The sequence below is a fragment of the Pseudomonas capeferrum genome (assembly GCF_013523055.1).
Taxonomy (GTDB): Bacteria; Pseudomonadota; Gammaproteobacteria; order Pseudomonadales; family Pseudomonadaceae; genus Aquipseudomonas; species Aquipseudomonas capeferrum_A.
On record NZ_JAAMQM010000021.1, the window covers coordinates 1 to 14,706 of the forward strand.

A 14,706-nucleotide genomic window follows, 5' to 3' on the forward strand; every position below is an offset into this window, starting at 1 on the left:
GCAGCGGTTGGGCCTTGTTGCCCGGGCCGATCTCGATGACCTGAGCGGTGCCCATCCAGTAGGTGTCGCACCAGGGGCTGAGAATGGCGTGGGCCAGTTGGTGGACCTTGTCGTGGTCGATGATTTCCTCGCGGAAGGTCTTGCTGTGGGTTACCAGGTTGGTCAGGCGCTTGGTGTTGGCCCCATGGAAATCCTGGGCGCCTTCGTTGCTCTTGGACGAGCCCGCGGGAATCTTGTCCAGCTCAGGTTGTATTTCTGTGTTGAAACGCGCCACCTGGTCGGCGGTGAGCATGCCTTTGATGATGACCCCGGCATCCTCTTTGAGGATTTTCAGAACTTCTTCTTTCGGGGTGTCGAGGGTGATTTTCTTGAATGCACTGGTCATGACGGAAACCTGATGAGTATGAGAAATGATGGCACGGGGCGATGCCGAATAACGGCTGTCACACCCGGCCGGTCGGCCGACTAGACGTTGGCGGGTACGCTGTAATCCACCGCAGTCCCGAGCCAGCCATCCCAGCGTTTGGTCCAGTAAAGATTGTGCAGTTGGGTCGTCAGCGCGCCTGGGCCCGCCTTGCCACCCAGTACGGTGTCGTCGACGCTGTTAATCGGCATGATCCCGCCGGCAGTAGAGGTGAGGAAGGCCTCGTCGGCATTGATCAACTGTTCGACATGGACACGCTCGACATGGATCGGCATGCCGATTTCCTTCGCCAGCTCCAGCGTGGTCTTGCGTGTGATGCCTTCCAGGCAACCGGAGTCTGGGGTGTACAACACCCCATCCTTGATCAGGAAAATATTGGAGCCTGGAGCTTCGGTCAGATAGCTATTGGCATCACAGAGCACCGACCATTCCTTGTTGGCGGCCTTGGCTTCGAACAACGACAGCTTGAGGTCCATCCAGTGGAAGTTTTTTGCGGTTGGATCGACGGCTTCTGGCGGAATGCGGATGTACTGCTTGCTGACCAGCAGATCGAGGCCGCGCGAGCGCTGTTCATCGTTGGAAAGAAAGACGTAGGGCACGACAAAGGCGTAGAAGCGGTTTTCGAAAGCCTGGGGATTGATCCGGTCTCCACCGACGCGCATGCGCCCGCGTGTGACAGCCCACCAGACGTACGCTTCCTTGGCGCCTGCCTGTTTGATCAGGTTGGTGAGGATCTCGGTGGTCTGCGCGTTGGTGTAGGGGTTGGTCAGCTGGAACTTGGCGCAGGCACTTTCAAAGCGCGCCAGGTGGTCTTCCAGGCGAAACAGATAGCCCTTGCTGACGCTGACAACGTCGTAGCAGGCATCGGCCTGGGTAAAGCCCAGGTCGCTCATCGGGATCGCTGCGTTGTCCAGATCCACATAGATGCCATTGATGAAGGCCGAGCCGTGATCATATTTCGGTTCGTAGGCGACACGGAGATGGCCCGGGTCGCTCAACATGATGTGTTGTGCCTGGATGATGCTCATCGGTCACTCTCCATTGCGAGTTGAGGCCCAAGTTGAGATGGAAACTGCGCAAGGCACAGGCCCCTTCAGTTGTGTTGCCGGTGAGCTCATGGTAGGGCGGTCATGACGGAATCAAACAGGTGAGACGGGGCCAAGTTTCGACGCCAGCGCGGCCACCTTCCAACGTGACAAGATTCGTGTGCCGGGTACGCCAGCCTGCTGTCCTGCCAGGATGCTTTGTTGGCCATACATCACCTTTTCGCTGAGCGACCGATGCCTAGAGCTTCTGGCAGCGCGGTAGACGGCTGCGCAAGGCCACGAGGCCGATGAGTTACCGGCGGTCTTGAGGTATTTCGCCGCCTGGATTGACCGATACCTTCCAGCGTCTGGCCGGCGGGGAGGGACGCAATGGCCGTAAAAATGTCCCCTTCGCACCTGTTTGGCAGGGTCGCCAGGCTCATAATCGGAGCGTCACGGATGGCGCGGAAGTGGCTGGAAAGGTCACGAATACAGGGATGCTGACACACACACAATAAAAACGATTTTCCAGACATCCTGCCCTTTACCGTTTCAGGAGCAGCTCATGCGTGATGCATCCAGCCTTCATATTTCCGGCGAACATGCCTTTCTGATCGATGAGGCGATCGGCGACCTTGACCTCGACCTGGTCAAGAGCCTGATCGCTTTGAATTCTGCTGAAAACCTGAAAGACGAAACCAGTCTGCCGACTGGCTCGATCATCCTGACCGCCGCGGGTTGGTTTGTTGCCGGTGTTGTCCTTTGGGCCCTTGTGGGCTTTTACATCTGATAGAGGTTTGCCATGAGCAATGCAGGTGAAGACGTAAGTGGGCTCATCTCTCGGGAAACTCTGGCAGGTCGTTTACCGGTGCCGGGTTCTGCGCGGCTGTACAACGGTTTCGGCACCTTGTTGGGGGCGGCCATTGCGATCGGCGCGGCGAGTTTCAACTACTTGTTCGGCGCATCGATCGCCTATATCGGCAGCACGTCCCTCGGCATTATCGGTTATTTGATCGGCCTGATGATGACGCTGGCGCCCATGTACCTGGCGTCGGGAATGCTGAGTTATCGCCATGGTGTCGACCCGGTGGATGCGGCCAAGAGCGTATTGGGCACTCGAGGCTCGTCACTGCTGCTGGTGATGATACTGGTAACCACGCTGGGTTGGTCGTTTGTGCTGATCGCCATGACCGGGCAGGCGGCAGGGCGCTTGCAGCAGGTATTGTTCTACCCCGGCGGCGGTATCGATAATACGTTCGTGGCCGGTGTCTCTATTGCCATGCTGGTGCTGATCTGGCTGCTGCTCAGAAAAGGCCCAGCCATGATCGCTATGCTGACGCGCTTCACATCACCTGCGATTCTGATCATTGCGGCCGTCTTGTTATACCTGGTGACCCGGGATGTCAGTTTCACAACGTTGCTGCATACCAATGTTGATCCGAAGCTGGCCTACACCACCGACCCATTGCTGCAGTTGGCCTACGGCGTAGAGTTCGGCGCATCCAATGCGCTGACGATTGTGCCGTTTTTTGGCGGCATGGCACGCTTGATCCACAAGCGTAAACACCTGGTCACGCCTTGCCTACTGGGTGCGGGGTTGATTGGCGCGGGCTTCACGACGGCTGTCGGCGCTCTGGCAGCTGTGGCCACAGGCTCCACCGAGCCTGCCGAGTGGGTGGTCAAGACGGCCGGCAATGGCCTGGGTACGTTGATCGTGACGGTCCTGCTACTGGCGAACCTGGGGACCTTGATCAGCTTCTTCTACCTGGCCGGGGTTTCAGTCCAGCAGATCAGATTTTTTGCCGGGTTGCGCTGGGACATCATCATTGCGCTTCTGTTGCTCCCAGGCATCGTCGTGGCTTTTGAAACGGAGTGGCTGATCGCTCATGTGATGAATTGGCTGGCCTACAACGGTGCGATGTTTGTCGGCATTGCTGCGATTCTGCTCACCGATTACGTGTTGCTGCGTCGTCAGAAAGTCCTGCCGGCCCATTTGTTCGTCAAGACCCGTGAAAGCGCCTACTGGTTTTGGGGTGGAGTGAACTGGGTGGCGATGGGGACCATCGTGCTCGGGATTTGGACCTATCTGTCGCTGTTCAACCCGATGACATTGGCAGTAGGCGGCTCGTTCCGCTATATCGGTGCGGCCATGCCTTCTTTTGCACTGTGCATCGTGACGTACTATGTGGCCATGCGCCTGGTGATCGCCTTGAGTGACAAAGGCGGTTACCGTAACGTTGATCAGTTGGCCCTGAAGAAGGTCAGTGTAGGGCTGTAGCTCAGTCTCGTAGAACCAGGCCCTGGCTCACCGTCGGGGCCTTTTGTTTTGTGGGGCAGCGGATTGCAGCCAGTCCCGGTGATTTGCCGCTCCAATGGACAGGGACCGACCAGGATTGATGGGGAAAGTCATATGACCTTTAAATAAGGTCGATTGTCCTAAATCAAGTGGCCTCCTTACAATTTGTCTACGTTGGGCAGGACGCCCGGGGTATTGAGGTCCGCGAGGTTGCATCGCGATCTTGCCAGCAGGCATTCTGTGAAAGTGAAAGAGCCGCTTTTGGAGCATTACGCGATGTTGAGTGAAACCACACGGACAGAGACTTTGTTCGACAGAACAGCCAGCCCCCGTGAAAAAAAACGCGTGCAGCGTATCGAAGACATCATCGAGACCGCCGCCAAGTTGTTCGTGCGTGATGGCTACGCTCAGTTTTCCTCGCGCCGTGTTGCCAATGAGCTGGGTATCAGCCTGAGCAACCTGCAACATTACTGCGGCACCACCGAGAACCTGTTGCTTTCAATGATCAGGGCAAAAATCGAGGTGTTTGTCACCCACTTTCACGACATCGCCAATGAACCTTCGCTGACACCAGAGCAGCGTTTTATCAAAGTCATCGATGAAGACATGGTCGCGACGCTGGATCCCTGGATTGCTTCGTTTTCATTCCAGACATGGGCGCTGGCCGAACACGACAAGGACGTCAACGAACACCTCAAACATATCTACGGCGAGTTCTGCCGCATCCTGGCGAGCCTGATCATGGAGGTGAACCCCGCCGTGACCCACAGCAAGGCCGATGTCTACGCGACGCTGATCGCTTCGCAAATCGAAGGGTTGTTGTTCTACAACAAGCAGATCGCTGTCGACCAGCAGCACTGGGCCGATACACTTGAAACGATGCGCACGATGTGGGTCAACATGATTCGTGTTGGCTGAGCCGAATGCTATAAGGCCGCTACGCCCCTTTTTCTGGTCTCCGCGCACCTGTTTCCGATTTCTGACCTGCGTTTATTCTCTCTGCTGAATCAGCATGGGAGGTGAGCATCATGGGAGGAACTCTTGAAGACATCGATCGGCTGGCCACCTTGCATTTCATTGCACTGGTCGACTCGCTGATGATCGAGGCGGGTCATACCACCCAAGGGCTGCTACAGGGTACAGACCTTGAGGCCGACGATTTGCAGGCGGGCCTGCGGCTGATCACCCCCTCCCAGGAATACGCCATCTTGCGCAATGCCCTGGCCTTGTCAGGCAATGCGCATCTTGGCCTGGAGCTCGGCAGTCGGTGTCGATTGGCGGCCTATGGCATCTTCGGCTTCACCCTGCTTTCCAGTAGTGACTTGCGATCAGCATTGGGCTTGCTGTTCGAGTTCCCGTTGCCGCTGGGGACAGGCTTTCAATTGGCCTTGAAGCAAGAGCATGGGGTGGCAACCATGAGCGTTACCGACACCTTCGAGGTGGAGGATGAGTTACGCGGGTTGGCGATCGAGTTTTGCCTGACGGCTGTGCAAAGCCTGATGGCCGATTTGCTCTACCAGGCGTTGCCGGTGCTGAGCGTCAATATCAGCTTTCCGGAATTGGCCGATGCGCAGACCTATGAGCGTTACTTCGACTGCCCAGTATCATTTGATTCCTCGCGCCCCAGCAGCCTGTCTTTCGATGCCCGCTGGCTCGATGAGCCACTGCCCTGTGCGCACTCCGTTTCCCATGACCAGATGAAGAAACATTGTTCCGAGCTCAAATCCCACCTGGAAAGCCCTCGTGATTTTCTCGCCAATGTGAGATCCGCCATTTCCACGCAGTTCGATCCAGCGCCCACGCTGAACAACATTGCATCGAGCATGGCCTGTTCAAGCAAAACCCTGCAGCGTCATTTACGCGCCGCAGGCACCAGTTTTAACGAGCTGCTGGGTGAAGTGCGCTATCAACGGGCTCAAGAGCTGTTGATACGGCAGGTACCTATCGCACGTATCGCCGAACACCTGGGCTTCAGCGAGGCAGCCGCTTTCAGAAGGGCGTTCCAGCGCTGGAGCGGTTGCACGCCTTCGCAGTATCGCTCGCAGGTCAGGCATTGAAAGAGGCGCGGGCGTTCGCGGTGGAAGGTGTCTTTTAAGGTCCCCTTTTTTGACCCGTTTGCGCCTTTAGTCCAACCCCCTCAAACCAGACAATCAATAGCAGGTCGCCATGATTGGCATCACGCAGTGATTGGGAAGAAGGGGCAATTATGAAAGTGTTGATTCGCAGTGTGGCGGCAGGTGTCGGAGCGCTTTATGCGGGTTCCGGCTTTGCGCTCGACAGCTTTCAAATCGGGGATGTGCTGTTCGAACCCTCAGTGACGGTGGGCGCGGCATATCTCCATCACAAGAATCAGGCGTTTGGCGGCCGCACCAGCGGCATCGGCCTGGAGGTGGACCGTACCTCCAGCCGCTTTGAAGGCTTTGTTTTGCCCGATGTAAAGTTCACCGGGCCGCAAACCGCGTTCGGGACGGTGTTCGGTGGCGTTTCGGCGGTCGGCGCGATGACGCGTGGCGACAGTGACGCGGGTGGATTTACCCATGACGATCCGGAGTCCATTGGGTTGGAAACGGCCTTTATCGGCTGGAAAAGTGCGGATTTGTTTCCCTCGCTAGGCAAGGATGCGCTGACGCTGAGCGGCGGTCGTCAGAACTTCATGATCGATAACGGCTTCTTGATCGGTGACGGCCATGCTGACCAGGGCAAGGACGCGGCCGCCTGGATTGGCCCACGCACTGCATTCAAAAATACCCTTGTTGCCCAGTTGGATACCGGCAAGATCCACGCGGACGTGTTCGATCTGACGGCCAATGCTGACCTTGAATACGCCGACTACAAAGAGAACTTGCGCCTGCGCGGTGGCAATTTCGAATGGCGTGACAGCCTGGGTACGCTGGGAGCTACCTATTACCACACGCTGGACGCTGACAACGCATCGCGTGACGGCGTGGATGTGTACGACGTGCGCGCCAAAGGCACGCCGTTCACGGCGCTCCCGCAAGTCAGCCTGGCCGGTGAGTATGTCTGGCAGAAGGGGGGTGATGCCGACAAGTCCGCCCACGGTTGGTACGCACAAGCCAGCTACGCCTTTACCGACGTGCCATGGACGCCGACCCTGACCTACCGCCGGACTCAGTACTCCGATGACTACGACCCGATGACCTATGGCTATGGCGGTGAGTACGGCACCTGGTACCAAGGTGAAATCGTCGGTGAGTACATGCTGTTCAACAGTAACGTCAACATCGATTTACTCAAGCTGGCCTTGCAGCCACGCGAGAATATCGGCTTTGGTGTGATGGGCTATCGGTTCCGCCTGGATAAGGCGCCGGAGGGCGTGACCAGTCGTGATTTTGCCAACGAGGTGGATGTGTATGCGAACTGGACAGTGACGCCATCGCTGACGGTCAGCGCAGTGTATGGCGTGGCGTTGCCCGGCGATGCGGCCAAGCAGATCTATGGTGACAACAACCGTTCCAACCTCTTTGAAACCATTGTGACCTGGAGTTTCTGATTGTATTGAAGAGGCGTGCGGACGTTGTCTTGACTGGCCCGATCGCGCCTTTTTTTGTCTGCCGCGAACCGGTCACGCGCGCACCTCACCCTACATCCGGGTGGCCGCACACCGTACGTCAGGAAGAAAACCAGTACCTGTCCATACCCTTCGAGACGCTCAAGGGATTGCCGAGCGAAGTGCAGCCCTTGCTTGGCTGGGATGCGGGCGAGAAATTCATGGGATGGGTGGAGCAGGAAGGCAAGATGCTCAGCCCGCACACGTTCCTGCAATCCGATGATGTGCTCAAGCTGGGCCTGGTAGAGCAAACCCATAGAGCTGAGTAAGCCAGGCTTTGACAAAGGCAACCTGCGGGTTGCCTTTTTTGCACCTGACGTATTCGACATGCACTGCGGTGAGCCGCTTACCTTGCGAAGTCTGACCAGTGCGGCCTCTGATCGGTGGCGCAGGCTGGCCAGTTCGCTTACGGCCGAGACGCCGAACCGGGGGTGATATCAGCCGCCTGGCTAGGGGATGAACGATGAATAGGCATCGAATAAGTGTTCATGCCCTGAGTTATGGTTCTATATTCAGAATTCTGATCTAGATTCGGAATTTACCTGGATGAGATAGGCTGTCGCCATGGGATTTGCCTGCAGCTTTGCTGCAAAGCGTCGTGAGCAGAACAAGACACCAGAAGGTGCTATATGAGCCGATCGATCCTCGAAGGAATACGTGTCATCAGCCTGTGCTCGGGCATTGCCGGCTCTGCCGCGGGTCTGCATCTGGGCCAAGCAGGTGCCGAAGTGATCATGATCGAGCCGCCCCGCAACCCTGGCAGGGATCAACAGGCACTGTTTGCAGTACTCAACCGCGGCAAGCGCAGTGTCATCCTCGACCTCGAAACCCCGACCGCTCGCGTGCAGTTGCAGCACCTGCTCGCGAGCGCCGATGTGCTGTTGCACGACTTTACCCCTGCGGTTGCCGCACGCCTGGGCTTGGTAGATGCAGTGCTTCTCGCGACGTTCCCGAAGCTGGTCGTCTCGGCGATCGGCGGCTGGCCGCAAGGCCATGCACTGGCCGATGCGATGCCCCGGGAAACCTTGATTCTCGCGCGCCTGGGCTTGCTGGACGAGCAACCTGGGCATCGCCCCGGCCCGGTGTTTGTGCGCATGCCTTATGCCAATTGGCTGGCCAGCTGGTTGTGCGCGATCGGAGTGATGGCGCGTCTGCTGGCGCGTAATCGGGATGGCTGCGGCGGCATTGCCCATACCAGCCTGGCCCAGGCCGCTCTAGTGCCAATGACCATGCACTGGAGTCGAGCGAAGGCGCCGACCCCCGAGTTCGCCAAGGGCCTGGACAAGCATATCCCCATCCCTTTGCATCAATGTGCCGATGGGCGCTGGGTGCATGTGCACTATTCACCGGACAAAGCCCCGTGGATGGCCGCAGGCCTGGCTGAGCTGGGGGACGCTGAAGTGGCGCGCCTGAATGCGTTGTGGCCACCGAGCCATGTGGCGCCCAACTTCGGTGCCAACAAGGCGATCATGGCGACGCGCCCCGCGCAGGCCTGGATAGAGCACTTCTGGCTACACGATGTGGCTGCGCAAATCGCGGCGCCATTCGGCGAGGTGTACTTCGATGAGCAGGCACGTCTGAATGGCTACGTGGTGGAGGTCGAGGATGCGCAGTTGGGCAAGATCCTGCAGCCCGGACCTGCCTGGCAGGTGCAACCGCCAGCAAAGATAGGTGCCGCCGCGCCGCACGCCGGGGAAGGGAATGCGCAACTGCTCCGGGCCGCCTGCGCCGGCATGGCGCAACAGCCTGCCAGCAACCTTGCTCCCGTGGCGCCTTTGCAGGGTGTGAAGGTGCTGGACCTGGGCGCTTATCTGGCGGGTCCGTTCGCCTGCATGCTGCTGGCAGACCTGGGTGCCGAGGTCATCAAGGTCGAGGCGCCCAAGGGGGACGCCATGCGCCGGCTGGAGCGCACGTTCAGTGGCACCCAGCGAGGCAAGCTGGGCGTAGCGTTGCAGCTGGGTGTCGAGCAGACGCAACCAGCGGTCGAGGCGCTGGTTCGCTGGGCGGATGTGGTGCACCACAATATGCGCCTGCCGGCAGCGCGCAAGCTCAAGGTCGATTACGAGCACCTGAAAGCGCTCAACCCACGATTGGTGTACTGCCATGTCAGCGCCTACGGGCCGGCCGGTCCTCGCGCCGACTGGCCAGGCTTCGACCAGTTGATGCAGGCCTCCTGCGGCTGGGAAATGGAGCAGGGCGGCGAGGACCAGGCGCCGATGTGGCTGCGCTTTGGCGTCGGGGACTTCTTTGCCGGGATGTCTTCGTTGTATGCACTGCTGCTGGGGCTTTATCAACGCAATCGCAGCGGTGAAGGGCAGGCCGTCAATGCGTCGTTGCTGGGGGCCACACTGTTGACGATCAGTGAAGCCGTGGCGAAACAGGACGGCAGCATCACGCCGATCGAGCACCTGGATGCCCAACAGACGGGCCTTGGCGACACCCATCGCTTGTATCGTTGCAACGATGCCTGGGTCGCGGTGGCCGCGCTGCAAGCCGACGAGGCAGACAGGTTCAGGCAATTGGTCGGCCCTCAACCTCACGCCTGGTTCGCCGACCTTGCCCGGCAGGTTGCGCTCGAACGGCTTCGTGCCGCACAGGTTCCAGCAGAGGCTGTGATGCAAGCGCAGATGGAGCCGTTTCTCGACAGCCCCGAACATTCAGCGGCCGGGCTTCATGCTCACTATTCCCATGCGGTGTACGGCGATATGCAACAGATCGGCGCGTTCTGGGATTTCGGCAACCTACCCTTGTCGCTGCAGCGTCCGCCACCGGCACTGGGCCAACACACACGCCAGGTTCTCGAAGCGCTCGGTATTGCCAGCCACGACCTCGAGCGCCTGGCCGCAGTCGGACTGGTGGCGCTGTAGCGGTCTGTCATTTCATTTCTCCAGTACAAGGACTACACATGAACGCGCTGGATTTCAGTGGCAAGACGGTGTTGGTGATCGGTGGCTCCAGTGGCATCGGCAATGGTATTGCGCAGTGCTTTCGCCGGCACGGCGCCGAGGTCCATGTGTGGGGCACGCGCACCGATACCGCGGCTTATCGAGACTCGCCAGACTCTGACCTGGAAGGCTTGCAGTACACCCAAGTCGATGTGGCCGACGCAGCGCAGATTGACGCTGCGAAGGTGCCGTTCGCTCGCCTGGATGTGCTGGTACAGGCGCAGGGCACAGTGCTTTACGCGCGCCAGGAGTTCGAGACGGAGGGCTTCAGGCACGTGCTTGACGTCAATCTCACCAGCCTGATGGTCTGTGCCCGCAAATTTCACACGCAGTTGTCACAGAGCCAAGGTTCGATGATCACTGTCAGCTCGGCAGCCGCCTTTCATTCCACGCGCGGCAACCCGGCCTACAACGCCTCCAAGACCGGTGCGTTCGGATTGACCCGAACCCTCGCCGAGGCCTGGGCGCGTGATGGAATCCGGGTGAACGGAATCGCTCCGGGCCTGGTGGAAACCAAGTTGACCCGCGTCACCACCGGCAACCCCGAGCGCCTGGAAGGCGCGCTGCGCGGGATTCCCCTGGGCCGCCTGGGTACACCACAGGACATGGCCAATGTGGCGCTGTTCCTGGCGTCGCCACTGGCCAGCTATGTGCTTGGCCAGACCCTGCTGGTCGACGGCGGCATGCTGCTGGCCTGATGTTCATTTGCTGGGAGAATCACCGTGACTTGGGACTTTGAAACCGACCTTGAAACTCAAGTGGAACTCGATTGGATCGAGCAATTCGTACGCGAAGAAGTCGAGCCTCTCGAGCATGTACTGGGCAGCCCGTGGAACATCCATGACCCGTTGTTCAAGCAGTTGGTCAAACCGCTGCAGGCTCAGGTGAAGGCGCGCAAGTTGTGGGCGTGTCACCTGGGGCCGGAACTAGGGGGCAGCGGCTACGGGCAAGTGCGCCTGGCGCTGATCAACGAAATCCTCGGACGGGCACTGTTCGGGCCAGTCGTATTCGGCTGCCAGGCGCCGGATTCGGGCAACAGTGAAATTCTCGCCCACTACGGTACGCCCGAGCAAAAGCGACGTTACCTGCAGCCGCTGCTGGCGGGCGACATCGTTTCCTGTTTCGCCATGACCGAACCCCAAGGGGGCGCGGACCCGAGTGTCATCACCACCGAGGCCGTGCGTGACGGCGACGGCTGGTTGCTCAGCGGTGAAAAATGGTTTGCCTCCAATGCTCGTTACGCAGCGTTCTACATCGTGATGGCGATCACCGACAAGCGTGTCTCGGTGCACGAGGGCACGTCGATGTTCATCATTGCCGCGGATGCTCCCGGCGTGCGCATCATCCGTAACGTGGGGATCGCCGACGACCCTGCGGCAACCCACGCCTACCTGTCGTTCGACAAGGTGCGGGTGTCGGCCCGCGACCTGCTCGGCGAGCCCGGACAGGCCTTCGCCGTGGCCCAGGTGCGATTGGGCGGTGGTCGGGTGCACCATGCGATGCGTGTCATTGGTCAGGCCCAAAAAGCCCTGGATTGCCTCTGCGAGCGTGCGCTGTCGCGTACCACCCAGGGCAGCCGCCTGGCGGACAAGCAGATGGTCCAGGAGAAGATCGCCGATTCGTGGATCGAGCTGGAGCAGTTCCGGCTGCTGGTGATGCGCACTGCGTGGCGCATCGATCACTATCAGGATTACAGGCGCGTGCGCAAGGATATCGCCGCGGTCAAGGTTGCCATGCCGAAAGTGCTGCACGACATCGCTGCACGCGCGTTGCAGGTACATGGCTCGCTGGGCGTCAGCGAAGAGATGCCGTTTGTCGGTCACATCGTGCGCTCGTTCCAGATGGGGTTGGCCGATGGGCCAACCGAGGTGCACAAGATCACCGTCGCCAAACAGCTGTTGCGTGACTATGAGGCCTGCGACGCCTTGTTCCCCAGTTATCACCGACCGACGGCTGCAGCTCGCGCCCAGGAGAAGTACGCCCCCGCGTTGGCCAGCCTACAGGCGTTAGAAGCATGAGCGACTGGCAGGGGTTGGTCGACCTTGAACGCCTGGCACAATGGATGGACAGCCAGGGTTTGGAAAGCGGCCCCATTGAAGCGCCGCAACAACTGATCGGCGGCACGCAGAATGTGCTGGTGAGGGCGCGGCGCGGTACGCGTGAGTTCGTACTGCGTCGGCCCTCCCTGGCGCTGCGTGAGGTCGGCAGACGCACCATCATGCGCGAAGCGCGCCTGCTCAAGGCGTTGGCGGGCAGCGGGGTCCCTCATGCCGGGTTGATTGCCGCCTGCGACGACGAATCGGTCCTGGGTGCAAGCTTCTACCTGATGGAGTCGGTGCAGGGCTTCAACCCCACTGGCGATGCAGGCTTGCCGGCGCCGCATGCCCTGCGGCCGGACCTGCGCAGACGCATGGGCCTGGCGATGGTGGATGCGCTGTTGCGTCTGGGTGAAGTCGACTACCGAGCAGTGGGGTTGGCGGACTTCGGTCGCCCAGAGGGTTTTCATCAGCGCCAGGTAGCGCGGTGGCTGGCACAACTGGACAGCGTTCGGGGATACCCCGGTTGGCCCGGTGCGGATGGCTTGCCAGGCCTGAAGCGCCTGGCGGATTGGCTGGAGGCCAATTGCCCGCAACAATTTCAGCCTGGCATCCAGCACGGGGACTTTCATCTGTCGAATGTCATGTTCCGCCCTGACAGCGGCGACCTGGCTGCCGTGGTCGATTGGGAGCTGGCAACCATAGGTGACCCATTGCTGGATCTTGCCTGGCTGGTCGTCACCTGGCCGGATGACGATGGCCGGGGTGCGGGCACCATCGAAGTGCATCCTTGGGAGGGTTTTTGCAGCAGCAAGGAATTGGTGGCCCGATACCAGGCCGGTAGCCCGCGCTCGTTGGCGGATTTCACCTGGTACCTGGTACTGGCGGGGTTCAAGCTCGGCATCTTTCTTGAAGTCAGCTATGCCCGAGCCTGTGCGGGCAAGGCGTCCATGGCAACCGGCGAAAGGCACCACGCCTCGGCCCTGCGCCTGATCGCCCAGGCGCTGCAGCGTATCGATTACCCCTAGGTCAGAACAGGAGAAACAACCCATGCAACTGGCAGGTAAACGTATTGTTGTCACCGGTGGCAACCGAGGGATCGGTGCCGCAGTGGTCAAGGCCTTCGTAGAGCAGGGCGCACAGGTCATAAACCTCGACCTCGCAGAGAGCGCCATGGTTGAAGGGCAGGGTGGCGGTTGGGCACGCACGCGAGTCTGCGACATTTCGCAGCGCGAATCGGTAGACAGCGCCTTCGCCTGGGCCAATGAGCAACTGCAAGGCCTGGATGTACTGGTGCACGCCGCTGGCATCGCGCCCAATGCGCGCGCCGATGCTATTACCCTGGACGACTGGGAGAGCGTGTTTGCAGTGAATGCGCGCGGCACGTTCCTGACCAACCGCGCCGCCTATGAACTGCTCAAGTCTACTGGCGGGCGAATCATCAATTTTGCTTCTGCCGCCGGTGTGCTCGGTCAGCCCGGCAAGGCGCACTACGCCGCAAGCAAGGGTGCAGTATTGGCCTGGACGCGCACCGTGGCACGGGAATGGGGACCGTTGGGCATTACCGTCAACGCCATTGCGCCGGCAATGTGGACGCCCATGTACGAGGCCACTCGTGCCAGCATGAGCGCCGAGCAATTGCAGCAGCATGATGCCTACATGGCGGGGCAGGTTCCGATTGGTGGTCGACTGGGCGAGCCAGCTCGCGACCTGGCGCCCGTACTGGTATTTCTGGCAGGTGACGGTTCGCGGTTTGTCACGGGGCAAACGCTGATGATCGATGGCGGGATGTTGATGCTCAGCTGATCTTGCGGGAGCGGCGCATGCCGCTCCCGCAAGATCAGCCAGGGCTAACGGCTACGGATCAGCTGCAGGAACTCCTGGCGAGTATTGTACGACTCGCGCATGCAGCCCAGCATGACCGACGTGCTCATCACCGAGTTCTGCTTCTCCACGCCGCGCATCATCATGCACATATGCTTGGCCTCGATCACCACCGCCACGCCGGCGGCATGGGTGACCTCGGCAATCGCTTCGGCAATCTGGCGGGTCAGGTTCTCCTGGATCTGCAGCCTGCGGGCAAACATGTCGACGATACGCGCCACCTTCGACAGCCCCAGGACCTTGCCCGTGGGAATATAGGCAACGTGCGCCTTGCCAATGAACGGCAACAGATGGTGCTCGCACAGCGAATACAGTTCGATATCTCGGACGATGACCATTTCGTCGTTATCCGAGTCGAACAGTGCGCCGTTGACGATCTGCTCAAGGCTTTGCTGATAGCCCTGACACAGGTACTGCATGGCTTTCGCTGCGCGCTTTGGCGTATCCAGCAAGCCTTCGCGTTGCGGGTTCTCGCCGATGCCCTGCAGAATCTCGCGGTAGTTTCGGGTCATTTCCTCGTTCATGATT

At 59.8% G+C, this 14,706-nt stretch carries 14 protein-coding genes; 11 read left to right on the forward strand and 3 right to left on the reverse strand.

Going from position 1 to position 14,706, the window contains the following annotated elements; genetic code table 11:
* Together G7009_RS21510 and G7009_RS21515 are read right to left on the reverse strand one after the other, a co-directional pair.
* On the reverse strand, positions 1-385 hold a 385-nt coding region (locus G7009_RS21510; RefSeq protein WP_181132115.1), incomplete at its 3' end, for a phytanoyl-CoA dioxygenase family protein.
* A gap of 80 nt (positions 386-465) precedes the next feature.
* Entirely contained in the window at positions 466-1,452 is a 987-nt protein-coding gene (locus tag G7009_RS21515; protein WP_181132116.1) for an aminotransferase class IV, read from the reverse strand.
* A 562-nt stretch (positions 1,453-2,014) separates the two neighbouring features.
* Here G7009_RS21515 and G7009_RS21520 point away from each other — a divergent pair.
* The 11 genes from G7009_RS21520 to G7009_RS21570 all read left to right on the forward strand — a co-directional run bounded on the left by G7009_RS21520 (position 2,015) and on the right by G7009_RS21570 (position 14,100).
* The gene (locus G7009_RS21520) at positions 2,015-2,239 is read left to right on the forward strand and encodes a hypothetical protein (protein ID WP_181132117.1); all 225 of its coding nucleotides are present in this window, start codon (positions 2,015-2,017) and stop codon (positions 2,237-2,239) included.
* A 12-nt stretch (positions 2,240-2,251) separates the two neighbouring features.
* Positions 2,252-3,727, forward strand: a complete 1,476-nt coding sequence (locus tag G7009_RS21525; protein WP_181132118.1) for a cytosine permease — start codon at positions 2,252-2,254, stop codon at positions 3,725-3,727.
* 264 nt (positions 3,728-3,991) lie between these two features.
* The gene (locus G7009_RS21530) at positions 3,992-4,663 is read left to right on the forward strand and encodes a TetR/AcrR family transcriptional regulator (RefSeq protein WP_181132119.1); all 672 of its coding nucleotides are present in this window, start codon (positions 3,992-3,994) and stop codon (positions 4,661-4,663) included.
* A gap of 110 nt (positions 4,664-4,773) precedes the next feature.
* Complete coding sequence (locus G7009_RS21535) at positions 4,774-5,802, forward strand: AraC family transcriptional regulator (protein WP_181132120.1); 1,029 nt, start codon at positions 4,774-4,776, stop codon at positions 5,800-5,802.
* A 149-nt stretch (positions 5,803-5,951) separates the two neighbouring features.
* Positions 5,952-7,256: an alginate export family protein gene (locus tag G7009_RS21540; protein ID WP_181132121.1), complete on the forward strand. Its 1,305-nt coding sequence runs from the start codon at positions 5,952-5,954 to the stop codon at positions 7,254-7,256.
* A 29-nt stretch (positions 7,257-7,285) separates the two neighbouring features.
* The gene (locus tag G7009_RS21545; protein ID WP_181132122.1) at positions 7,286-7,582 is read left to right on the forward strand and encodes a hypothetical protein; all 297 of its coding nucleotides are present in this window, start codon (positions 7,286-7,288) and stop codon (positions 7,580-7,582) included.
* A 360-nt stretch (positions 7,583-7,942) separates the two neighbouring features.
* On the forward strand, positions 7,943-10,180 hold the full coding sequence (locus G7009_RS21550) for a CoA transferase (protein ID WP_181132123.1): 2,238 nt from the start codon (positions 7,943-7,945) through the stop codon (positions 10,178-10,180).
* Between the two features lie 38 nt (positions 10,181-10,218).
* Positions 10,219-10,956 (forward strand): SDR family NAD(P)-dependent oxidoreductase, encoded by a 738-nt coding sequence (locus tag G7009_RS21555; RefSeq protein WP_181132124.1) that lies wholly within the window; start codon positions 10,219-10,221, stop codon positions 10,954-10,956.
* A 24-nt stretch (positions 10,957-10,980) separates the two neighbouring features.
* Complete coding sequence (locus tag G7009_RS21560; RefSeq protein WP_181132125.1) at positions 10,981-12,276, forward strand: acyl-CoA dehydrogenase family protein; 1,296 nt, start codon at positions 10,981-10,983, stop codon at positions 12,274-12,276.
* A complete protein-coding gene (locus G7009_RS21565; protein ID WP_181132126.1) occupies positions 12,273-13,322 on the forward strand; it encodes a phosphotransferase family protein in 1,050 nt (349 codons plus the stop codon). The genes G7009_RS21560 and G7009_RS21565 overlap by 4 nt, the downstream gene beginning before the upstream one ends.
* A 22-nt stretch (positions 13,323-13,344) precedes the next feature.
* Entirely contained in the window at positions 13,345-14,100 is a 756-nt protein-coding gene (locus G7009_RS21570) for an SDR family NAD(P)-dependent oxidoreductase (RefSeq protein WP_181132127.1), read from the forward strand.
* 44 nt (positions 14,101-14,144) lie between these two features.
* Here G7009_RS21570 and folE read toward each other — a convergent pair whose 3' ends face one another.
* The gene (folE, locus tag G7009_RS21575) at positions 14,145-14,702 is read right to left on the reverse strand and encodes a GTP cyclohydrolase I FolE (RefSeq protein ID WP_181132128.1); all 558 of its coding nucleotides are present in this window, start codon (positions 14,700-14,702) and stop codon (positions 14,145-14,147) included.
* Between the last annotated feature and the right edge of the window lie 4 nt (positions 14,703-14,706).